Source organism: Roseomonas sp. HF4, from assembly GCF_005222755.1.
In the GTDB taxonomy this organism is placed as follows: Bacteria; Pseudomonadota; Alphaproteobacteria; order Acetobacterales; family Acetobacteraceae; genus Neoroseomonas.
Window position 1 is genome coordinate 129,629 of the sequence record NZ_STGD01000009.1, and the last position, 21,491, is coordinate 151,119.

At 73.5% G+C, this 21,491-nt stretch carries 18 protein-coding genes; 2 read left to right on the top strand and 16 right to left on the bottom strand.

Going from position 1 to position 21,491, the window contains the following annotated elements; translation table 11 throughout:
* Nucleotides 1-292: 292 nt before the first annotated feature.
* The 3 genes from E8M80_RS15020 to E8M80_RS15030 all read right to left on the bottom strand — a co-directional run bounded on the left by E8M80_RS15020 (nucleotide 293) and on the right by E8M80_RS15030 (nucleotide 2,980).
* Complete coding sequence (locus E8M80_RS15020; RefSeq protein ID WP_137126517.1) at nucleotides 293-1,405, bottom strand: LLM class flavin-dependent oxidoreductase; 1,113 nt, start codon at nucleotides 1,403-1,405, stop codon at nucleotides 293-295.
* A 99-nt stretch (nucleotides 1,406-1,504) separates the two neighbouring features.
* Nucleotides 1,505-2,464 carry an LCCL domain-containing protein gene (locus tag E8M80_RS26955; protein ID WP_137126518.1) on the bottom strand — a complete coding sequence of 320 codons (960 nt, stop codon included), beginning with the start codon at nucleotides 2,462-2,464 and terminating at the stop codon, nucleotides 1,505-1,507.
* 153 nt (nucleotides 2,465-2,617) lie between these two features.
* A complete protein-coding gene (locus E8M80_RS15030; RefSeq protein ID WP_240790052.1) occupies nucleotides 2,618-2,980 on the bottom strand; it encodes a DUF1127 domain-containing protein in 363 nt (120 codons plus the stop codon).
* A gap of 133 nt (nucleotides 2,981-3,113) precedes the next feature.
* Here E8M80_RS15030 and E8M80_RS15035 point away from each other — a divergent pair, with 133 nt between their 5' ends.
* Nucleotides 3,114-4,934 carry an aminopeptidase P family protein gene (locus E8M80_RS15035; RefSeq protein ID WP_240790053.1) on the top strand — a complete coding sequence of 607 codons (1,821 nt, stop codon included), beginning with the start codon at nucleotides 3,114-3,116 and terminating at the stop codon, nucleotides 4,932-4,934.
* A 37-nt stretch (nucleotides 4,935-4,971) separates the two neighbouring features.
* On the top strand, nucleotides 4,972-5,751 hold the full coding sequence (locus tag E8M80_RS15040; protein WP_137126520.1) for a hypothetical protein: 780 nt from the start codon (nucleotides 4,972-4,974) through the stop codon (nucleotides 5,749-5,751).
* Here E8M80_RS15040 and E8M80_RS15045 read toward each other — a convergent pair.
* From E8M80_RS15045 to murG, 13 genes are all read right to left on the bottom strand, one after another.
* The gene (locus E8M80_RS15045; RefSeq protein ID WP_137126521.1) at nucleotides 5,723-6,358 is read right to left on the bottom strand and encodes a LysE family translocator; all 636 of its coding nucleotides are present in this window, start codon (nucleotides 6,356-6,358) and stop codon (nucleotides 5,723-5,725) included. The genes E8M80_RS15040 and E8M80_RS15045 overlap by 29 nt on opposite strands.
* Before the next feature lie 273 nt (nucleotides 6,359-6,631).
* On the bottom strand, nucleotides 6,632-8,770 hold the full coding sequence (gene ligA / locus E8M80_RS15050; RefSeq protein ID WP_137126522.1) for an NAD-dependent DNA ligase LigA: 2,139 nt from the start codon (nucleotides 8,768-8,770) through the stop codon (nucleotides 6,632-6,634).
* Nucleotides 8,767-9,243, bottom strand: a complete 477-nt coding sequence (locus E8M80_RS15055) for a GNAT family N-acetyltransferase (protein ID WP_137126523.1) — start codon at nucleotides 9,241-9,243, stop codon at nucleotides 8,767-8,769. Before E8M80_RS15055 ends, ligA begins: the two co-directional genes overlap by 4 nt.
* A gap of 78 nt (nucleotides 9,244-9,321) precedes the next feature.
* Complete coding sequence (recN, locus tag E8M80_RS15060; RefSeq protein ID WP_137126524.1) at nucleotides 9,322-10,998, bottom strand: DNA repair protein RecN; 1,677 nt, start codon at nucleotides 10,996-10,998, stop codon at nucleotides 9,322-9,324.
* A gap of 19 nt (nucleotides 10,999-11,017) precedes the next feature.
* Entirely contained in the window at nucleotides 11,018-11,881 is an 864-nt protein-coding gene (locus E8M80_RS15065) for an outer membrane protein assembly factor BamD (RefSeq protein WP_137126525.1), read from the bottom strand.
* Nucleotides 11,882-11,950: 69 nt separating this feature from the next.
* The gene (gene lpxC / locus E8M80_RS15070) at nucleotides 11,951-12,895 is read right to left on the bottom strand and encodes a UDP-3-O-acyl-N-acetylglucosamine deacetylase (protein WP_137126526.1); all 945 of its coding nucleotides are present in this window, start codon (nucleotides 12,893-12,895) and stop codon (nucleotides 11,951-11,953) included.
* A 333-nt stretch (nucleotides 12,896-13,228) separates the two neighbouring features.
* Nucleotides 13,229-14,791 carry a cell division protein FtsZ gene (ftsZ, locus tag E8M80_RS15075; RefSeq protein WP_137126527.1) on the bottom strand — a complete coding sequence of 521 codons (1,563 nt, stop codon included), beginning with the start codon at nucleotides 14,789-14,791 and terminating at the stop codon, nucleotides 13,229-13,231.
* A 58-nt stretch (nucleotides 14,792-14,849) separates the two neighbouring features.
* Nucleotides 14,850-16,145, bottom strand: a complete 1,296-nt coding sequence (gene ftsA, locus E8M80_RS15080) for a cell division protein FtsA (RefSeq protein WP_137126528.1) — start codon at nucleotides 16,143-16,145, stop codon at nucleotides 14,850-14,852.
* Complete coding sequence (locus E8M80_RS15085) at nucleotides 16,142-17,056, bottom strand: cell division protein FtsQ/DivIB (RefSeq protein WP_240790054.1); 915 nt, start codon at nucleotides 17,054-17,056, stop codon at nucleotides 16,142-16,144. Before E8M80_RS15085 ends, ftsA begins: the two co-directional genes overlap by 4 nt.
* Nucleotides 17,046-17,972: a D-alanine--D-alanine ligase gene (locus tag E8M80_RS15090; protein WP_137126529.1), complete on the bottom strand. Its 927-nt coding sequence runs from the start codon at nucleotides 17,970-17,972 to the stop codon at nucleotides 17,046-17,048. Before E8M80_RS15090 ends, E8M80_RS15085 begins: the two co-directional genes overlap by 11 nt.
* Nucleotides 17,969-18,826: a UDP-N-acetylmuramate dehydrogenase gene (murB, locus tag E8M80_RS15095; RefSeq protein WP_370287449.1), complete on the bottom strand. Its 858-nt coding sequence runs from the start codon at nucleotides 18,824-18,826 to the stop codon at nucleotides 17,969-17,971. The genes E8M80_RS15090 and murB overlap by 4 nt, the downstream gene beginning before the upstream one ends.
* Before the next feature lie 98 nt (nucleotides 18,827-18,924).
* Nucleotides 18,925-20,367, bottom strand: coding sequence for a UDP-N-acetylmuramate--L-alanine ligase (gene murC, locus E8M80_RS15100; RefSeq protein ID WP_137126530.1), 1,443 nt, complete (start codon nucleotides 20,365-20,367; stop codon nucleotides 18,925-18,927).
* On the bottom strand, nucleotides 20,367-21,485 hold the full coding sequence (murG, locus tag E8M80_RS15105) for an undecaprenyldiphospho-muramoylpentapeptide beta-N-acetylglucosaminyltransferase (protein ID WP_240790056.1): 1,119 nt from the start codon (nucleotides 21,483-21,485) through the stop codon (nucleotides 20,367-20,369). Before murG ends, murC begins: the two co-directional genes overlap by 1 nt.
* Nucleotides 21,486-21,491 lie beyond the last annotated feature (6 nt).

A 21,491-nucleotide genomic window follows, 5' to 3' on the forward strand; every position in this document is an offset into this window, starting at 1 on the left:
AGGCGTGAAGCGCGACAATGCGGCAAGGGCCGGCGGAGCGATCCGCCGGCCCTTCGTCCTGGGGCCGCCCCCGACCTGCTTCTGATACCAGGCGCACGAAGTTCCAACGTTCGGCCCGAAGGGCCGAGGCCGCGGCTGCGGCCCGCCGGTTGTCCGGCGAAGCCAAGGGCCGCGGATGCGGCCCGCCCGGCGTTTGAGGGGCACGAAGGTGAAACCTTCGTGCGCCAGGTATGACTGGAACGGTGGGCGAGGAGCCGGGGGAGGGAGAGAATCTCCCCCACGCCCCCGTCCTTCACTCCGCCGCCTTCGCGGTCGCTCCCGCATGCTGGCGCAGCCGCGGCATCACCTCCTCCGCCAGGCGGCGCATGCTCTCCGCCTCCCAGGCCGCGTTGATGCCCGACCAGTCGAGCCCCGGCATCAGCAGATGGCCGAAGGGCCCGGCTTCCTCGCGCAGCGCCACCAGCCGGTCCAGCACCGTGCGCGGGGACCCCGCGATGACGCAGGCCTCGATCATGTCCTCGGGCGTCGCCTGCATCGGGTCCATGTCCTCCCGCGGGGTCATGGTGCCGGCCAGGCCGCCGCGCTTGGCCAGGCTGCCGAGGTAGTCGAAGTAGTAGCGCGTGGCGCCCTCGGGGGCGGTGGCGCGGGCGAGGGCCTCGGCGTCGGTCGCCGCCACGACAATGTTCCGCGCGACGCGCCAGTTGGCGCCGTCCACGGGGCGGCCGGCCTCGGCCAGGCCCTTGGCCATGCTGCGCCAATGGCCGGCCAGCACCCGGTGCGCCACGAAGTTCGCGCTGATGACGCCCCAGCCGCGCGCGGCCGCGACCGTCACGCCGAAGCTCTCGGGCTGGCGGGCGGAGATGTGAATGGAAGGCCCGCCGGGCCGGAAGGGCTTCGGCATGAAGCCCACGCCGTAGTCGGGCAGCACGGTGCGGCTCAGGCGGATCGGCCAGGTGGGGCCGGGCAGGTCGTAGGGCGGGTCCTGCGCCCAGATCGCCTGGATGGTCCCGATGGCTTCGAGCATCCGCTTGCCGCGCTCCATCGGCGCGATGTCGCCGAACAGCTCGAAGTCGGAGGCGAGGCCGCCCGAGCCGATGCCGAACATCAGCCGCCCGCCCGACATGTGGTCGAACTGCGCGACCTCGGCGGCGACGATGGCGGGGTGGCGGTGCGGCAGGTTGACGACGCCCGTGCCGAAGGTCAGCCGCGTGCGGTGGATCAGCCCCGCCATGAACATGAGCGGAGAGGCGATGGGCTCCGAGGTGGCCGAGACATGCTCGCCGACCCAGAGCTCGTCGAAGCCGAGGCGGTCGGCGAGGAGGGACTTCTCGGTGTCCTCGGCGAGCGTCTCGTGCATCGGGCGCTGCGGCGGGTGCAGCGGCATCATGAAGAGGCCGAGATGCATGCGGGCGTCCTCCGGTCGGTCCTGCGCGAGGCTAGGGCAGGGGCGGACGGAGGAAAACCGCCCGGCCGGGCGCGAGGCCCGGCCGGGGCATGCGGCGCATCAGCGCCGGAAGGTGAAGGACGCGCTCCAGGGCCCGTAGTTCGACGTGGTGATGCCGTTGGCCGGCGTGCCGACATAGGACGGCAGGCCCGGTGCGGGCACCACGTTCACGACGCCGCCGGTCGCCGGGATGATCCCGGCATGGACGGCGGCGCGGCAGACGCGGCTGTCGGTCGTGTAGACGCCCGTGCCCCAGACCGAGCCCGACATCGCCGCCTCCGGCGCGCAGGCGCAGGAGATCGGTGCGCTCTGGCCCTGGAAGTTGGCCGGGCAGGCGGCGGGGCCGGCGGCAGCGGCCGGCGCGGCGCTGGCCGTCGCCACGGTGAAGGACGCGCTCCAGGGCCCGTAGTTCGACGTGGTGATACCGTTCGCCGCGCTGCCGGGATAGGCGGGCAGGCCCGGCGCTGGCGTCACGGTCACGATGCCGCCCGTGGCGGGGATGGCGCCGGCATGGACGGCGGCGCGGCAGATGCGGCTGTCGGTCGTGTAGATCGCCGTGCCCCAGACCGAGCCGGACAGCGCGGCCTGCGTCTCGCAGCTGCAGGTCAGCGCGCCGGACTGGTTCTGGAAGGTGTTCGGGCAGGCGGCGACGGTCTGGCCGTCCGCGCCCTTGGTGCCGGGCGCGGCCACGGTGAAGGACGCGCTCCAGGGCCCGTAGTTCGAGGTTGTGATGCCGTTCGCCGCGCTGCCGGCATAGGCGGGCAGGCCGGGCGCGGGCGTCACGGTCACGGTACCGCCGGTTGCCGGGATGGCGCCGGAATGGACGGCGGCGCGGCAGACGCGGCTGTCGGTGGTGTAGGTGCCGGTGCCCCAGACGGAGCCTGACAGCGCAGCCTGCGCCTCGCAGAGGCAGGTGACGGGCGCGTTCTGGCCCTGGAAATTCGCCGGGCAGGGCGCCTGGGCCGCGGCCGGCGCGGCGCCGAGCGCCATGAAGCCTAGAATCGCAAGGACTCGAAGCATGGTCGTCTCTCCCGGTGTGTGTCGCCGGGGGAGGCTAGGCCGCGCGTGGCGATTGCACCAACCGATATCGCGGCGCCGCCGTGACACCTGCGATCCAGGTCACGCGGGTCCGCGGCCGGGGGGAGCCGCGGACCCGGTGCTGCCCCGCCTGCGTCAGGCGGCCCGGGGGGTGGGCCGCTCGCCGGCGTCGTTCGCCGGGCGCGGGGCGATGTCGGCGGCGAGGACGCGGCCGATGTCGAAGCGCGTCATGCCGATGTCGTTCAGTTCGCGGTCCGACAGCGCCCGCAGCGCGCGGTAGGTCGAGATCCGCGTCGGATAGGCGCGGACCGCCTGGCCCAGCGCGACGAAGAAGCGGAACACGCCGCGGGCGGCTCGGCGGATGCCGTCGGCGATGGCGGCATCGCGCGCCGCGGCGGCGGAGAGGCGGATGGCCTCGACCTCGGCCATGCGGCGGGAAGGGATGGTGGCGTTGGGCAGGAGCAGCGCGGCCTCGGCCTTGGTGATGCGGGCGTCCATGGTAAGTGTCCTGTGCGCGGGAGGCGTCCGTTTGGCGCCGCCCGTCCTTTCGGATTGGCAATCTAGGTGCGTGGACATCACAGGTGATGCGCCAAGGCCACAGCTGAGCTATGCGTCAGGTGCGGGACTTCCTGTGGATGGATGCAATAATGCAGTAACGGAGATCACGACCCTGTCACCCCGCGAACGCCTCTCGGCTCTGCGCGCCCGCCTTTCCGAAGCGGGCGTCCAGGGCTTCGTCATCCCCCGCTCGGACGAGCATCTCGGCGAATACGTGCCGCCCTCGGCCGAGCGCCTCGGCTGGCTCACGGGCTTCACGGGCTCGGCCGGCATGGCGATCGTGCTGCCCGGCCGCGCGGCGGTCTTCACCGACGGCCGCTACACCCTGCAGGTGCGCGAACAGACCGACCCCGCACTCTGGGAATGCCGCCACCTGACCGAGGAACCGGCCGCCGAATGGCTGCGCGCGCACGCGCAGGACATGACCATCGGCTACGACCCCTGGCTGCACCCGGCGCCGGCGATCGAGCGCCTCGCGGTGCCGGGCGTGCATCTCGTGCCGCTCGCCGCAAACCCGCTGGATGCCGCCTGGCACGACCGCCCGCCGCCGCCGGTCGCCGAGGCCGTGCCGCACCCGTCGGCCTTCGCAGGCCGCAGCGCCGCCGAGAAGCGCGCGGAGGCCGCCGCCCAGCTGCGCGAGGCGCGCGAGGAAGCGGTCGTGCTGTCCGACCCGCATTCGCTGGCCTGGCTGCTCAACATCCGCGGCGGCGACCTCGCGCATACGCCGCTCGCCCTCGGCTTCGCGCTGCTGCATGCGGACGAGCGCGTCGAGCTGTTCATGGACCCGGCCAAGGTGCCGCCGGCCACGCGCCAGCACCTGGGCAACGAGGTGGTGGTCCGCCCGCGCGAGGAGCTGCCCCGCGCGCTCGATGCGCTGCGCGGCCGGCGCGTGCGCGTCGATGCCGATGCGACGCCCGCCTGGTTCGCCGACTGGCTGCGCGCCGCCGGCGCCGAGGCGAGCGCGGGGGAGGACCCCTGCCGCATCCCGCGCGCCTGCAAGAACACGGTGGAGCGCGACGGCGCGCGCGCCGCGCATCGGCGCGACGCCGCCGCCATGGCGCGCTTCCTTGCCTGGTTCGCCGCGACCGCGCCGGCGGGCGGGCTGACGGAGATCTCGGCCGCCGCGCGCCTGCTCGACTTCCGGCGGGAGGGCCAGCATTTCCGCGGCGAATCCTTCCCCGCCATCTCCGGCGCCGGGGAGCACGGCGCGATCGTGCATTACCGCGTGACGCCGGCGACCGACCGCGCGATCGGGCGCGAGGAGGTCTACCTGATCGATTCCGGCGGGCAGTACCTCGACGGCACCACCGACATCACGCGCACGCTCTGGACCGGGCCCGGCCCGGCGCCGGCGGCGCTGCGCGACCGCGCGACGCGCGTGCTGAAGGGCCATATCGCGCTGGCGACCGCGCGCTTTCCGGCCGGCGTCGCGGGGCCGCACCTCGATGCCTTCGCGCGCCGGGCGCTGTGGCAGGCGGGGCTCGACTACGACCACGGCACCGGGCACGGCGTCGGGTCGTTCCTGTCGGTCCATGAGGGGCCGGTCGCCTTCAGCCGTGCGGCGAAGCCGGTCGCGATCCGCGAAGGGATGATCCTGTCGAACGAGCCCGGCTTCTACGCCACCGGCGAATACGGCATCCGGCTCGAGAACCTGCTGCTGGTGGTGCCGGCCGAAATGCCCGGCGCGCCGAAGCCCTTCCTGGAATTCGAGACGCTGACGCTGGCCCCCTTCGACCGCGCGCTGCTCGACCCCGCGCTCTTGGATGCGGCGGAACGCGCCTGGCTCGACGCCTATCACGCGCGGGTGCTGCGGGAGGTGGCGCCGCTGGTGGACGCGGCAACGGCCGCCTGGCTGGAGCGGGCCTGCGCGCCGATCGGCGGCGGTGCGGGCTGACGATGCGCTGCGTCCAGGTGGCGGGCGCGCATCGCCGATGACGGCCGCGCCGCGCCGCGTCCTGCTCGTCTATGGCCTGATGGGGGACCTGGTCGCGGCGCTGCATCCGATTGGGCTCGACTACATGCATCCGCTGCGCGACTGGCTGGCCGCGCAGGGCGACGACGTCTCGGTCGTGGCGCTGCGCACGGCCGAGGCGGTCTCGGCCAATGCGGCGCGGCTGCGCGCGGTGCTGCTGGCCGACCCGCGGCCGGCGCTGATCGTCGCGCACAGCAAGGGCGGGCTCGAGGCGCTGGCGGCGCTGCTCGACCCCGAGGCGCAGGCGCGCTGCCTGGGCTTCCTCGCGATGCAGTCGCCCTTCTACGGCAGCCCGGTGGCCGATGCCGTGGTCGCCGCGAAGCCGCTGGAGGCCGCGGCCGGCGGGCTCGCGCGGCTGCTCGGGATCGGCTCGGAGGAGGGCGTGCGCGACCTGACCACGGGCGCGCGGCGCCTCTGGATGGCGGCGGCGGCGGAGCCGGTCGCGCGGCTGGTCGCGTCGCTTCCGGTCGTCTGCCTGGCGACCGAACTGGACGAGGCGCATGCGCGCGGGCGGGAGAGGCTGCACCTGGCCGCCGCGCGCTGGATGGAAAAGCGCGGCCATGGCCCCAATGACGGGCTGGTGCCGGTGGAGAGCGCGCTGATCCCCGGCGCGCGCCACCTGGTGCTGCCGGGCAGCCATATCGCGACGGTCTCGGGTGGGCCGGGGCGGGACCCGGTGGCGATGCTGCGGGCCGGGCTCGCGGCGATGTTCAGCGCGGAGAGCCCGCCAGCAGCCTGAGGCCGAGGCCGAGGAAGAGTGCGCCGGCCGCGCCGTCGAGCCAGCGCCCCGCCGCCCCGCCGCGCACGCGCCCCGCGACCCGCGCGGCGGTCGCGATGAGCACCGCGTAGAAGGGCATCGCCATCAGCGGCAGCATCGGGCCGAGCACGAGCATCTGCAGCCACGGCGCACTGCGGGCCGGATCCACGAACAACGGCACGAAGGCCAGGAAGAACAGCCCGACCTTCGGGTTCAGCAGGTTCGTCACCAAGCCCTGGCGGAAGGCGGCGCCGAGGCCGGTTGCCAGCGCGGCCACAGGCGCCGCGCCCGCCGGCCGGAACGCCGCGCGCAGCCCCTGGATGCCCAGATGGACGAGGTAGGCGGCGCCCGCGAGGCGCAGCGCCGCGAACAGCGCCGGATGCGCCGCGACCAGCGCGGCCACCCCCGCCGCGGCGAGCCCGATATGCACGAGCACCCCGGCATAGACGCCGGCCGTCGCCGCCCAGCCGCGGCGGGCACCGCCCGAGAGCGTCTGGCCCAGCACGAAGGCCATGTCCGGCCCCGGCGTCACCACCAGGATCAGGCAGGCAAGGAGGAAGCCGGCAAGGAGGTTCGGATCGACGGGCATGGGGTGGTGGTGCCGCGCGGGCGGGCATTCGTCCAACGCATTGGGTTGATGCGGGGGATCAGTGGTGCTGATGAAATGACGGGAGAGGGGACTTCCCCCGCGCCGGGACCCCACGGCGTTGCTTTGCAGCGCCGCAGGGGCCCCAAGCCCTACCTTCCTTGGCCCTTGGCCCTTGGCCCTTGGCCCTTGGCGCCTGTCCTGGAAGGCGGGGCGCCAGGTGCCAAAGAAGGTTGCGGGGGGGTTCCGGGGGGAGAAGTTCCCTTCTCCCCCCGCCTACAGCCCTGCCATCTCCCGGAACTCCGCCTCGCTCAGCACGCGCACGCCGAGCTCCGCCGCCTTCGCCGCCTTCGATCCCGCATCCGCGCCGACGACCACGAAATCCGTCTTCTTCGACACCGACTTCGTCACCTTGGCGCCGAGGCGCTCGGCCTGCGCCTCCGCCTCGTCGCGCGTCAGCGTCTCGAGCGTGCCGGTGAAGACGAGCGTGCGGCCGGCAAAGGGGCTGTCGGCGGCGGCGGGGGCCTCGGCGGGCAGCGGCGGCGCCCCGGCCGCCAGCTCGTCGAGGGCGGCCAGCATGCGGGGCTCGGCGAAGGCCTCGACCAGCTCCTCGGCGATGGCAGGGCCGATGCCCTGGATCGAGCCGAGCTCCTCTCGCGCCTCGGAGCCCACGATGCGCGCGGCGATCATCTTCGCGCGCCACTCCTCCAGCGAATGGTAGTGGCGCGCCAGCAGCTTCGCGTTCTGCTCCCCGATGCGTCGGATGCCGAGGCCGAAGATGAAGCGTTCCAGCGGGGCGTGGCGGCGGGCCTCGATCGCGTCGAGCAGCTTCGCGACCTTGCGCTCGCCCCAGCCCTCCAGCGCGCGCAGCGCGTCGCGGCGGGCGTGCAGGCGGAAGATGTCGGCGGGGCTGCGGACCAGGCCGCGGTCGAACAGCAGCTGCACGTTCTCCTCGCCCAGCCCCTCGATGTCCATCGCGCGGCGGGAGGCGAAGTGGCGCAGGCGCTCGACCGCCTGGGCCGGGCACACGAGGCCGCCGGTGCAGCGGCGCACCACGTCCTCCCCGTCGCGGATGGCGTGGCTGCCGCAGGCGGGGCAGGTGGTCGGGAAGGCGAAGGGCACGGCGCCGGCCGGGCGCTTCTCCGGCACCACGCCCACGATCTGCGGGATCACGTCGCCGGCGCGCTGCAGGATGACGGTGTCGCCGATGCGGACGTCCTTGCGCGCGATCTCGTCCTCGTTGTGCAGCGTCGCGTGGCGCACCGTAACGCCGCCGACGGTGACGGGCTGCATCACCGCGCGCGGCGTCAGCGCGCCCGTGCGCCCGACCTGGATCTCGATGTCGAGCAGCACCGTCGTCGCCTGCTCGGCGGGGAATTTCCAGGCCGTCGCCCAGCGCGGCGCGCGCCCGACGAAGCCGAGGCGCTTCTGCCAGTCCAGCCGGTCGAGCTTGTAGACCACGCCGTCGATGTCGTAGCCGAGCGCCGCGCGCTGCTCCCCGATGCGCGCCTGGAAGGAAGCGGCCTCCGCCTCGCTGCCGAGCAGTTCCGAGAGCGGGTTCACCGCGAAGCCCCAGGCTTCCAGGCGCTTCAGGAAGGCGTGGTGGGTGTCCGCCGGCGCCTCGCTCGCGCGGCCCATGGCATAGGCGAAGAGCTTGAGCGGACGCGACGCCGTGATGCGCGCATCGAGCTGGCGCACCGACCCCGCCGCGGCGTTGCGCGGATTGGCGGGCACGACGATCGCGTCGCCGAGCTTCTCGCCGCGCGCGCGGCGTGCCTCGCGCGCCTCGGCGGCCTGTTCCTGCGTGGCGCGGAAGGCGAGGAAATCCGCCTTGTCCATGAAGACCTCCCCGCGGATCTCGATGCTGGCGGGGAAGGGGGGGTGCAGGCGGCGCGGCAGGTCCGGGATGGTGAGCAGGTTCTGCGTGACGTCCTCGCCCTCCGTGCCGTCGCCGCGCGTGGCGCCCTTCACGAAGGCGCCGTCCTCGTACAGGAGGTTGATCGACAGGCCGTCGATCTTGGGCTCGGCGACGAAGGCGAGCGGTTCTTCCGCCGCCAGTCCGAGGAAGCGGCGGATGCGCGCGCAGAATTCCGCGAATTCCTCGGCCGAGAAGACGTTGTCGAGGGAGAGCATCGGCTCCCCGTGGCGGGACTTGGCGAAGCCTTCCGCGACGGTGCCGCCGACGCGGCGCGACGGGCTGTCGTCGCGCACCAGCGCCGGGAAGCACGCCTCGATCGCGCGGTTGCGGAGCACCAGCGCGTCGTATTCCGCGTCGGTGATCTCGGGCGCGTCGCGGCCGTGGTAGAGCGCGTCGTGGTGTGCGATCTCGGCCGCCAGCGCCTCGAGTTCGGCGGCGGCCTCATCCTCGGTCAGGGTGGCGGGGTCGCGGGCGCGGCGCGCGGGATCGTCGGTCATGGCGGCGGCTCGGCGGCGAGGTTGCGGAAATCCTGTTCGGCGACGGCGAAGGCCATCACGGCTTCGCCGCGCGCGCCGAGGCGTCGGTAGAAGGCGTGCGCGGCGCGGTTGCCGTCCTTCGCCGTCAGCCAGAGGTGGCGGGCGCCCTGCGCGTGCCCCGCGCGCGCCAGGGCGGCCAGCATCGCGCGGGCGATGCCCTGGCGGCGATGCGAGGGCGCCACGTAGAGGTCGCCGACATAGAGCCCATGTTCCGCGTGCCCCGTCTCGTAGGTCGGGTGCCCCGTGGCGTAGCCGAGCAGCGTGCCGTCGCCGTGGTCCGCGACGATCACGACGCAGGCGTTGTTCGCGATGATGTCGCGCGCCACATGGCCTGGCGTCAGCAGATCGGTCGGATCCCCCTGGTCCGCGTTGAGCGCCAGCATCAGCGCGTGCAGCGCGCCGGCATCGTTCGCATGTGCCCGCCGCAGGATCATGGCGCAGCCCTTCGGGCAGGGCGGAGTGCCAAGGAAGGGAGGGGGACCGGGGGAGGTTCTCCTCCCCCGGGCGTCCTGTCAGCGCCCATCTGCCAGCAGCTGGTCCGCCGCCGCGCGGGCCGCGTCTGTCACCCGTTCCCCGGCCAGCATGCGCGCCAGTTCCTCCCGCCGTTCGCCGTCCGGCAGGGTTTCGACGCGCGTCTCCGCGCGCCCGCCCTTCACCTGCTTGGCGACGCGCAGATGCGCCGCGCCGCGTGCCGCGACCTGCGGCGAATGCGTCACCACCAGCACCTGCAGCCGTTCGGCGACGCGCGCGAGTCGTTCGCCGACCGCGGCCGCGGTGGCGCCGCCGATGCCGGAATCGACCTCGTCGAACACCAGGGTCGGCACCGGTGATCCGCGCGCCAGCACCACCTTGAGCGCGAGCATGAGGCGGGAGAGTTCGCCGCCCGACGCGATCTTCGCCAGTTGCCCCGGGACCTGGCCCGGATTGGTGGCGACGAGGAAGGCGATGCGGTCCTGCCCGTCCGGCCCCCAGGCGGCCTCGTCCCTGGCCGCGATGTCGATCGCGAGGCGCGCGCGGTCGAGCTTCAGCGGCGGCAGTTCCTTCGCCACCGCCTTTTCGAGCCGCGCCGCGGCGTCGCGACGGCCCTCGGTGAGCGCCACGGCAGCGCCGAGGTAAGCGCGTCGCGCCGCGGCCTCGTCCCGTTCCAGTGCGGCGACGCGGCCCGAGCCGGCATCGAGCGCCTCGAGCCGCGCGCGGAGGTCGGCCAGCAGGGCGGGCAGCTCGACGACCGCGACGGAATGCTTCCGCGCCGCGGCGCGCAGCGCGAACAGCCGTTCCTCGACGGTCTCGAGCCGGCGCGGGTCGGGCCCGCCGTCCTGCAGCAGGCGGGACAGCGCGCTCTCGGCCTCGGCCAGCGCGTCCTGCGCGGCGGCGAGTGCTGCGATGGCGGGCTGCGCTTCATCGTTCGGCGGTGGCAGGCGTTCGAGCGCGCGCGCGGCCTCGCGCAGCGCGCGGGCGGGCGTGGCGGCGCGGCGGTCGCGGGGCGTGAGCTCGGCGATGGCGGCGGCGATGGCCTCGGCGCGGCGCTCGCCCTGCTGCAGGCGCTGGCGCTCGGTGGCGAGACTGTCCTCCTCGCCCTCCTCCGGCTTGAGGTCGGCGAGTTCGGCCACGGCGTGGCGGAGCCATTCCTCCTCCCGTTGCGCGGCGGCGATGGCGGCGCGAGCCTCGGCCAGGCGTTTCGTGGCGGTGCGCCAGGCGCCCCAGGCCTCGGCGGCGGCGGCGCGGCGCGGATCGAGGCCGCCAAAGGCGTCGAGCAGCCCGGCATGCGTGGCGGGGTCCGCGAGGCCGACCTGGTCGTGCTGGCCCTGCACCTCGACCAGCGTGGCGCCGAGACGGCGCAGCAGCGCGACGCCCACGGGCTGGTCGTTGACGAAGGCGCGGGACCGGCCATCCGCCTGCACGACGCGGCGGAGCACGAGGTCTTCCTCCGGTTCGATGCCCTGTTCGCGCAGGATGTCGAAGGCGGGGTGGCCGGCGGGCGGGTGAAAGGCGGCGGCGACGCTCGCCTGGGGCTGCCCGGCACGGACCATGCCGGCCTCCGCGCGGGCGCCCAGCGCAAGCCCGAGGCTGTCGAGCAGGATCGACTTGCCGGCGCCGGTCTCGCCGGTCAGCGTCGTCAGGCCCTGGCCGAAGGCAAGGTCGAGGCGCTCGATCAGCACCACGTCCCGGATGGCGAGGCTGGCGAGCACGGGTGCGCCGTGCCGCTGCTCAGAACAGCCAGTTGAGCGTGCGGGTCATGAAGCCCGGCCGGTCGATCGTGGCTGGCTGCGCGCCTTCCACCAGCAGCGCGTAGCTGTCCTGGTACCAGGTGCTGCCAGGGTAGTTGTGGCCGAGCACGGTCGCCGTGCGGCGCGCTTCCTCGGTGAGGCCGAGGGCGATGTAGATCTCGGTCAGGCGGTGCAGCGCCTCGGGCACGTGGTTGGTGGTCTGGTATTCCTCGACCACGCGGCGGAAGCGGCCGATGGCGGCCGAGAGCAGGCCCTGGCGCTGGTAGAAGCGGCCGACATGCATCTCGCGCCCCGCCAGGTGGTCGCGCGCGAGGTCCATCTTGAGCCGCGCGTCGCGGGCATAGGCGGTGTCGGGGAAGCGGTTCACCACGTCCTGCAGGGCGGTCATGGCGATGATGGTCTGCTGCTGGTCGCGCTGGGCGTCGTTGATCTGTTCGTACTGCGCCAGCGCGCGCAGGTAGTACGCATAGGCGATGTCGCGATGCGCGGGATGGAGCTGGATGAAGCGGTCGAGCGCGCCGATCGATTCCGTGTAGCGGTTGCGCTGGTAGTCGGCATAGGCGGCCATGAGCTTCGCGCTGGTGGCCCAGGTCGAATAGGGGTGCTCGCGCTCGACGGAATCGAACAGGTCCACGGCGCGCTGAAAGCGGTTCTGCCGCAACTCCTGCATGCCGGCGGCGTAGAGCGCCTCGGGCGACTGGTCGGCGGCATCGGCCGGCGCGGCGGACCGCGTGAGCGACGGGTCGGCGCCCGTCCCCTGCTGGAAGCGCGACGACGAACCGCAGGCGGCCAACAGCGCGAGGAGGAGTACGGGCAGGATCGGGCGAATCATCGTCTGGGCCATGATGTCGGGCGCTCTATATCATGGCCCGCGGGCCCGGCGCCAAGCCGGGTCGCGATGCCCGGCCCGGCGTCAGGCGATGGCGGGCGCCGCAGCGGCCCGGAGCGGGGTCGCGGCCGTGCCCTCGGTCATGGTGGGCAGGCCGGTCATGCGCCAGTTGGCGGCATCGGCGAACAGGGCGCGCAGCAGGCGGTTGTTCAACGCATGGCCGGACCTGGCGCCGCGGAACCGGCCGCGAATGGGCGCGCCGGCGAGCGCGAGGTCGCCCACTGCGTCGAGCAGCTTGTGGCGGACGAATTCGTCGGCGTGGCGGAGTCCGCCCGGATTCAGCACCAGCGGCCCGTCCACCACCACGGCATTGGCGAGGCTGCCGCCCTGCGCGAGGCCGGCGGCGCGCAGCCGGGCCACGTCCTCGGCCAGGGTGAAGGTGCGCGCATCGGCCAGGGTTTCGCGAAAGCCGTGCGCGGAGATGCGCATGGCGAGCGCCTGGCGGCCGATCGCGGTGTTCGGGAAGTCGATCTCGATCTCGGCGTCGAAGGCGTTCTCGCGGCCGGGCAGGATCTCGGCGAAGGCGCCGTTCGCTTCCTCGACGCGGACGGGGCGCAGGACCTCGATCGCCGCGCGCGGGGCGGCGGTCGTGGCGATGCCGGCGCAGTCGATCAGGAAGACGAAGGGCGCGGAGGACCCGTCCATGATCGGCACTTCCGGGCCGTCGACCTCGACGATGGCGTCGTCCACGCCGGTGCCGGCCAGGGCCGCCATCACGTGCTCGATGGTCGAGACGCTGGCCTCGCCTTCGCCGATCGCAGTGCAGAGGCGCGTGTCCACGACGCGGTCGAAGAGAGCGGGGATGTCGATGCCGAGGTCGATGCGGCGGAAGACGATGCCGGTGCCGGCGGCGGCGGGACGAAGCGTGAGCGCGACGCGGCGGCCGGAATGCAGGCCGGTGCCGACGCACCCGATGGGTGCCTTCAGCGTCCTGCGCCGTCCGTGCTCAGCCGGGAGAAAACCGTCCATCGCCATCGTGCCTTTCGAGGCGGTTGTGCCGGCGGCTGCACCCGGGGCGGCAAGAGGTCCCCACTCGGATGCGGCGCTGCACAACGCCCAGGGTCACAAAAGCACCATGGGCCGGCGCGCGCCATTCAAGCCTTGTTTCTCCATATTACTGCGCAAGGCATTGATTTGATTGCATTATTGCGGCGCAAAATAGGGCAAAAATGAGGCTGGATGCCTTGGTCGCGCCAAGATCGACACGCGGCGTTTACCGAAGTGGCGGCACAATGTGTGGTTGTGGTCTTGCTGGCCGGCTCGCGCGCCCCGCCGCGACTGTGCCGCGGCGGGGCAGCGGCGTCAGTTGTTCGACTGCCGGCGCAGGAAGGTGGGGATCTCGAGGCCCATCTCGTCCTGCTGCACGGCGCGCGCCGCCGGGCGCGGCTGCGCCGGCGCGGCGACCGAGGGTTCGACTCGCAGCGTCGGCGCCGTCGCCGGCGCCTGCGCCTGCGCCTCGGGCAGGCTGCGGCGCATCATGCCGCCGATCGCACCCGGCTTCGGGAAGCCGATGCCGGTCGCCTTCTGGAACAGGCCGCGCAGCGCGCCGCCGGCGGGGCGGGCGGGCTCCGCGGACGGGCGCTGCGGCTGCGGTTCGGCGAAGCTCGCGGGCTCGCCGATCACGACCGGTGCGGCGACCTGGGCGGGCTGCTGCCAGGTTTCCATCGCGACGGGCTCGGCCGGGGCGGGCTCGGCGGACTCGGGCGCGGCCTCGACCACGGCGGGGCGCATCTGCGGGGCCATGCCGGGCGTCGTCGCGGCGCGCAGGAAGCCTTGCGCCTGGCGAACATTGGTCGCGCCGGCCTGCGGAACCTGCTGCGTGGAGACCGCCGCGACCGGCGCGGCGCCGCCGCCCATCGCGACCAGCTTCACCGGCATCTCCTGCTGCTTCGCCGCGACGTCGAGGCCGGTCGCGACGACCGAGACGCGGATGTGCCCGTTCATGCCTTCATCGACCGAGGTGCCGAAGATGATGTTCGCGTCCTCGTCCACTTCCTTGCGGATGCGGTTCGCGGCCTCGTCCACCTCGAACAGCGTCATGTCGTAGCCGCCGGTGATGTTGATCAGGACGCCCCGCGCGCCCTGCATCGAGATGTCCTCGAGCAGCGGGTTGTTGATCGCGCTCTCGGCGGCCTTGCGGGCGCGGTCCTCGCCCTCGGCCTCGCCGGTGCCCATCATCGCCTTGCCCATCTCGGCCATCACGGTGCGGATGTCGGCGAAGTCGAGGTTGACCATGCCCGGGTTGACCATCAGGTCGGTCACGCCGCGCACGCCCATGTAGAGCACGTTGTCGGCCATCTTGAACGCTTCCTGGAAGGTGGTGCGTTCGTTGGCCAGCCTGAACAGGTTCTGGTTCGGGATGATGATCAGCGTGTCGACGAAGGACTGCAGTTCCTCGATGCCGGCATCGGCGGACTTCTTCCGCTTCGGGCCCTCGAAGTCGAAGGGCCGCGTCACGACGCCGACGGTCAGGATGCCGCGTTCGCGCGCCATGCGCGCGATGACCGGCGCCGCGCCCGTGCCGGTGCCGCCGCCCATGCCGGCGGTGATGAAGATCATGTGCACGCCCTCGATGTGGCGGGCGAGCTCCTCCATCGCCTCCTCGGCCGCGGCGCGCCCGATCTCGGGCTTGGCGCCGGCGCCGAGGCCCTGCGTCAAATGCGGGCCAAGCTGCACGCGGCGTTCCGCGCGGGAATGGAACAGCGACTGGCTGTCGGTGTTGGCGACGAGGAACTCGACGCCGTCGAGGCCCATCGAGATCATGTTGTTGACCGCGTTGGTGCCACCGCCGCCGACGCCCACAACCGTGATGCGCGGGCTGAAATCCGTGTGCGCGCTCTGCGGCACGGTCAGGTTCAGGGTCATGGGCGTGTCTCCTCGATGAGGTTCTCTACGCGGCGGATCCGATTCGGGGCGAGACGCATCACACGCGATCCCGCACCCAATTCACGAAGCGACGAAAGGCGTTCTCGGACCTGAGCGGCCCGGGCGCGATGTCGAGCACGGGGCGGCCTTCGCCGGCGCCCCAGAGCAGCAGCCCGACCGCGCCGGCGAAGGCGGGGCCGGAGGCGGCCTCGGCCAGCCCGCGCACGGCGAGGGGCCGGCCGAGCCGCACCTGGCGGTCGAGGATGCGCGCGGCCATCTCGCGCACGCCGACCAGCTGGCTCGCGCCGCCGGTCAGCACGACGCGCGCGCCGCCCTCCCGCCCGAGGCCCGCGGCCTCGAGCCGTTCGCGCACCAGCTCGAAGGTCTCCTCTATGCGCGGCTTGATGATACCGACCACCATAGCGCGCGGGATGCGCGCGATGGCGTGCTCGTCCTCCCCCAGCAGCGGCACGGGGAGGAACTCGCGGTCGTCGTCGGCGCCGCCATGCACGCTGCCATGCAGCGTCTTGATGCGTTCGGCATGGGCCACGGGCGTCGACAGCACCGTCGCGATGTCGTTCGTCACCTGGCCGCCGCCGACCGCGATCTGCGCGGTGTGGACCAGATGGCCCTCGCTGAACACCGCAAGGCTCGTGGTGCCGCCGCCCATGTCGATGACGGTGGCGCCGAGTTGCTTCTCGTCCTCGACCAGCGTCGCGAGGCCGGCGGCGAAGGGGGCGGAGACGAGTTCCTCCACCTCGAGGTCGCAGCGCAGCAGGCAGGCGCCGAGATTGCGGAGCGACGCCTGCGCCGCGCTGACCATGTGCAGCCGCGCGCCCAGCGTGTCGCAGATCATGCTGCGCGGGTCCTCGACGCCCGGCGTCGCATCCACCGTGAAGCCGAGCGGGATGGCGTGCACCGTCTCGCGCCCGTCTTCCGCGGTGCGGCGGCGGCCCTCGTGCAGGATGGCGCGCAGGTCGCCCTCGGTCACGGCGCGCCCGCCGATGCCCCACTGGATGTTGAGCTGCCGCGAGTCGGGCTGGCCGCAGGACAGGTTCGCGATGACGCCGGAAAGGCGCGTGTCCGCCATCTCCTCCGCCTGGCCGACGGCGGCACGGATGGCGCGGTCTGCTTCCTCGAGGTCGGTGATCGAGCCGCCCTTCACGCCGCGCCCGCGCTGCCAGCCGAAGCCGAGCACGCGCGGCGAGCCGTCGCTCTCGATGCGCGCGATCAGGCAGACCACCTTGGTCGAGCCGATGTCGAGCACGCCGAAGGTGCCCGATCGCGCCTGGCGCCGCCGCCGGGGCGGCGCGCCGGGCTCGACGGGGGCGGGGAGGCGCGACATCTCGTTCATCCGCGCCTCGCGGTGCGGCCGTCGCGCGGCGCGGGCGCCTCGGCGGGCTCCGGCTCCCGCGAGGGGCGCAGCACGAGGCGGTCGGACAGGCGAAGGTCGATGGCGGCAAGCGGCCGGTCGAGCAGCCGCGCCTCCTGCTGCAGTTCGGCAAGCCGCTCGAGGGCGACGCGCTCGTTGCCGGCGGGCAGCAGCACGTCGGTGCCATTGTGCAGCCGGAGGTTCCAGCGCCGTTCCTGGATGCGGATCAGCGCCTGCACGCGGTCGCGGACCGCCTCGTGGCGGCGCAACTCGTCGTAGAGCGCGGCGCCGGCGGTCTCGGCGCCGGCGCCGACCAGCAGGGGCAGCGTCTCGAACTGGCCGAGATGCTCGGTCGCCATCACCTGGCCGCTGCGGTCGACGATCGCGAAGCGGCCGTTGTGCTGCCAGATGGCGAAGGGGCGCCTTTCCTCGATCCGCACCAGGATGGTCGAGGGCAGCTGGCGCGACACCTCGGCGCGCGCGACCCAGGAGATGGTCTCGAGCCTGCGGCGCGCCGCCTCGGGCGAGAAGTCCAGGATCGGGTCCCCGCGCGAGACGCCGAGCGCCGAGACGATGAGGTCGCGCGGCGTGTGCTCGCGCCCTTCCAGGATCACGAGGCCGACGGCAAGGCCCGTGCCTTCCCCGATCTCGCCGAAGGCACCGACCGCGCCGGCGAGGTCGCGCAGGCGCTGCAGCGGGTCCGCCGCGCGCACCGCGACGACGAGGAGCGCCATGGCGCCGAGGCCGAGCCCGCCCAGCAGCAGCGGCCGCGCCAGCCCGCGGCGACGGCGCAGCCAGATGCGCAGGCGCGACGGGCGCTCCGGGTCCTTCCGCACGGCGGAGGTGGTCGACAGGCGTTCGCGCCGCGGGCGGGAAAGCGGGTCACGCGCCATGCCGCGCCTCCCGCACCATCCAGGCGCAGAGCGCGGGGAAGGGCATGCCGCAATGCGCCGCCTGCTCGGGCAGCAGGGAGGTCGGCGTCAGGCCCGGCTGGGTGTTCACCTCCAGCAGCACGAGGCGGCCGGGCTCGCCCGCCGCGTCGTCGTAGCGGAGGTCGGCGCGCGACGCCCCGCGGCAGCCGAGCGCCTGGTGCGCGCGCAGCGCGATGTCCATGGCGCGCGCATAGGCATCCGGGTGGATCTGCGCCGGGAGCACGTGGCGCGAGCCGCCGGCGGCGTATTTGCTGTCGTAGTCGTAGAAGGTGCCGGCATCGGCAATGATGTCCGTCACGGCGAGCGCGCGGTCGCCCATGACGCCGACCGTGAGTTCGCGGCCCGGCACGTAGGATTCCGCCATGGCATGGGCGCCATAGCGCCAGTCGCGCGCGATCTCGGCGCGGCGGTTGTCGCCCTCGGTCACGATGTGCACGCCGACGGAGGAGCCCTCGTTGACCGGCTTCACGACATAGGGCCGCGGCAGCGGGTCGGCGGCTTCCAGTTCGTCGCGCGTGACCAGGCGGTGCTCCGCGACCGGCAGCCCGGCCTCGCGGAACACGGCCTTGGCGGCGGCCTTGTCCATGGCCAGCGCCGAGGCGCGCAGCCCTGAATGCGTGTAGGGCAGGCCGAGCCAGTCTAGCACGCCCTGTATGCAGCCATCCTCCCCGAAACGGCCGTGCAGCGCGTTGAACACCGCATCGGGGCGCGGATGCGCCAGTGCCTCGATGACGGCGCCGAGGTCCTGGCCGACCTCGACCGGCGTCACCTCGAAGCCGGCCTCGCGCAGTGCGGCGATGACCTGGCGGCCGGAGGAGAGCGAGACCTCGCGCTCGGCCGAGATGCCGCCGTAGAGGACGGCCACGTGCTGCGTCATGCCGGCCTCCCCACGCGCCGGATTTCCCATTCGAGCGCGACGCCCGTGGCGGCGAGGACGCGCGCGCGCACCTCCTCGCCCAGCGCCTCGATCTCGGCGGCGGTGGCGCCGCCGGTGTTGATCAGGAAGTTGCAGTGCTTCTCGCTGACCTCGGCGGCCCCGATCCTGAGCCCGCGGCAGCCGGCGGCGTCGATCAGCTCCCACGCCTTCCGCGCGCCGGGCGGGTTCTTGAAGGTGGAGCCGCCGGTGCGCGCGCGGACGGGCTGCGTCGCCTCGCGGGCCGCGCGGATCTCATGCAGCCGCGCCGCGATGGCGGCGGCCTCCCCCGGCGTCGCGCGAAGGCGCGCGCGGGTGACGACGCCGCGCGGCGGCAGTTCGGCGCGGCGATAGGCGAAGCGCAGGTCGGCGGCGGCGAGGCGCTTCAGCCCCGCGGGTGTCGCGACCTCGGCCCAGTCGAGCACGTCCTTGACCTCGGTGCCGTAGGCGCCGGCGTTCATCGCGACCGCGCCGCCGATCGTGCCCGGGATGCCGACGAGGAATTCGAGCCCGCCCAGCGCCTGCGCGGCCGCGGTTTCGGCGATGGTGACGTCGAGCGCCGCGGCGCCGGCCACGATGCCATCCGTTTCCACCGTGATGTCGCCGAAGCCGCGCGCGAGCCGGATGGTGACGCCCGCGATGCCGCCGTCGCGCAGGATCATGTTCGATGCCGCGCCGATGACGGTGACCGCCACCGTGCCCGGCAGGTCGCGCAGCAGCGCGACCAGGTCGTCGGCATCCGCCGGCCGCACCAGCGTCTCCGCCGCCCCGCCGACGCGGAACCAGGTCGAGGGCGCGAGCGGCTCATCATGCCGCACCCGCCCCCGGATGGCCGGAATCAAGGTTCCCAAAGGCCCTTCGGCCTTTGGCGGGGTGGGTCCGGGCGGGGCAGGGCCCCTCCCGATTGCCGCCGCCATCATTTCATCGCCCCTGCGAGCCGCCCGCGGCTGCGGCTCTGCAGTTCCTGCAGCTGCCCCGGCAGTGCATGCGCCCAGGCCGTGATGTTCCCGGCACCCAGGCAGACCACGTAGTCGCCGGCCTTGGCGATGGCGTTGATCATCTCCGGCAGGCTGTCCGGCCCCGGCAGCGGCACGACGGAGCGGTGGCCGCGCGCGCGCAGCCCCTCGACCAGCGCGTCCTTGTCGAAGCCGTCGATCGGCTGTTCGCCGGCCGCGTAGACGTCCGCCACGATGACCGTGCCGGCGTCGTTCATGCAGGTGCAGAAGTCCTCGAACAGCGATTGCAGGCGAGAATAGCGGTGCGGCTGCACGACCGCGACGACGTCGCGCGCGCCGGCCTGGCGGGCGGCCTTGAGCACGGCTGCGATCTCGACCGGGTGGTGGCCGTAGTCGTCGATCACGGCGATGCCGCCCGCTTCCCCGGTGCGGGTGAAGCGGCGCTTGACGCCCTTGAAACCCGCGAGCGCGCTGCGGATCGTGCCCTCGTCCACCTCCATCTCGACGCCGATGGCGATGGCGGCGAGCGCGTTCTGCACGTTGTGCTGCCCGAGCATCGGCAGGCGGAAGGGCTTCATGAGGCGCGACCGGCCGGTGGCACGGTCGGTCACCGTCACCTCGAAGGTCGCGCCCATGCGGTCGGTGATGAGGCGGTCCGCGCGCACGTCGGCCTGGGGCGAGAAGCCGTAGGTGACGATGCGCCGGTCGGACAGGCGCGGGATCATCGCCTGCACCTCGTGGTGGTCCATGCAGAGCACGGCGAAGCCGTAGAAGGGGATGTTGCCGACGAACTGGGCGTAGGCCTCCTTCATCGCCTCCCCGGTGACCCAGTGGTCGAGATGCTCGGGGTCCATGTTCGTGACCACGGCGACGACGGCGGGGAGCTTCAGGAAGGACCCGTCGCTCTCGTCGGCCTCGACGACCATCCAGTCGCCTTCGCCCATGCGGGTGTTGGTGCCGTAGGCGTTGATGATGCCGCCGTTGATCACGGTGGGGTCGAGGCGCGCGGCTTCCAGCACCGCGGCCACGAGGGAGGTGGTGGTGGTCTTGCCGTGCGTCCCGCCGATGGCGATGGACCATTTGAGGCGCATCAGCTCGGCCAGCATCTCGGCGCGGCGGACCACGGGGATGAAGCGCTGGCGCGCGGCCGCGACCTCGGGGTTGTCGCGCTTCACGGCGGTCGAGACGACGACGACCTGGGCGGCGCCGAGGTTGGCGGCGTCGTGGCCGACGGCCACGGGAATGCCGGCGCCGCGCAGGCGCTGGACATTGGCGCTGTCGGCGATGTCGCTGCCCTGCACCTGGTAGCCGAGGGTGTGCAGCACCTCGGCGATGCCGGACATGCCGATGCCGCCGATGCCGGTGAAGTGGATGGGGCCGATGTTGAGCGGAAGTGCGCGCATCAGGCGGCCCCCATCGCGTCGTGGCGGGCGAGCGAAAGGACGCGGTCCGCGAGGTCGCGCGCCGCATGCGGGCGGGCCAGCGCGGCGGCGGCGGCGGCGGCGGAGACGAGGCGCGCCGGCACGGCGAACAGCCCGACCAGCCGCTCCGCCAGCGCGGCCGACGTGAAGGCCGGCTGCGGGTAGACCCAGGCCGCGTCGGCCTCGGCAAGCGCGCGCGCATTGGCGTTCTGGTGGTCGTCGATCGCCGAGGGCAGTGGCACCAGCACGGCCGGGCGACCCGCGCATTCGAGTTCCGCCACGGTGGAGGCGCCGGCGCGCGCGACGACCAGGTGTGCGGTGGCGAGCCGTCCCGCGATGTCGGGGAAGAAGGGTGCGAGGTCCGCCACGACGCCCGCGGCGCGGTAGGCTGCCTCGGTGCGCGCGAGGTCCTCCGCCCGGCATTGCTGCGTGACCAGCAGCCGGGCACGGATCGCTTCGGGCAGGGCGGCGATGGCGGCCGGCACGACATCGGCAAAGATGCGCGCCCCCTGGCTGCCGCCGGTGACGAGCAGGCGGAGCGCGCCGCCCTCGATCGGCGTGGGATAGGGCTCCCGGGCCAGCGCGGCCAGCGCCGGCCGCACCGGGTTGCCGACGACCGCGACCCGCGCGCCGTCGGGCACCTTCGCCGTGCCCTCGAAGGACAGCGCCAGCAGGTCCGCCACGCGCGCCATCAGCCGGTTGGCGCGGCCGAGCACCGCGTTCTGCTCATGCAGCACGATGGCGGGCCGGCGCGACGCACCCATCATCCGTGCCGCCGCGAGCGGCGGGAAGGAGGCATAGCCTCCGAACCCGACCACGGCCGAGGGTCGCAGCGCGGCCAGGTGCCGGCGCGCCTGCACGGTGCCGGCCACCAGCGCCGCGGCGCCCGTCAGCGCGCCCTTCGCGCCGCGCCCGGACAGGCCCGCGCCGCGCAGCACGAAGCGTTCCGCATTGGCGAAGGCGGAGCTGTCATAGGCGGCCGACCGTGCATCGGTCATCAGCGCGATGCGTTCCCCGCGGCGCAGCAGTTCCGCCGCCAGCGCCTCGGCCGGGAAAAGGTGCCCGCCGGTGCCGCCGGCGGCGATGACGATCGGATGCACGGCCGG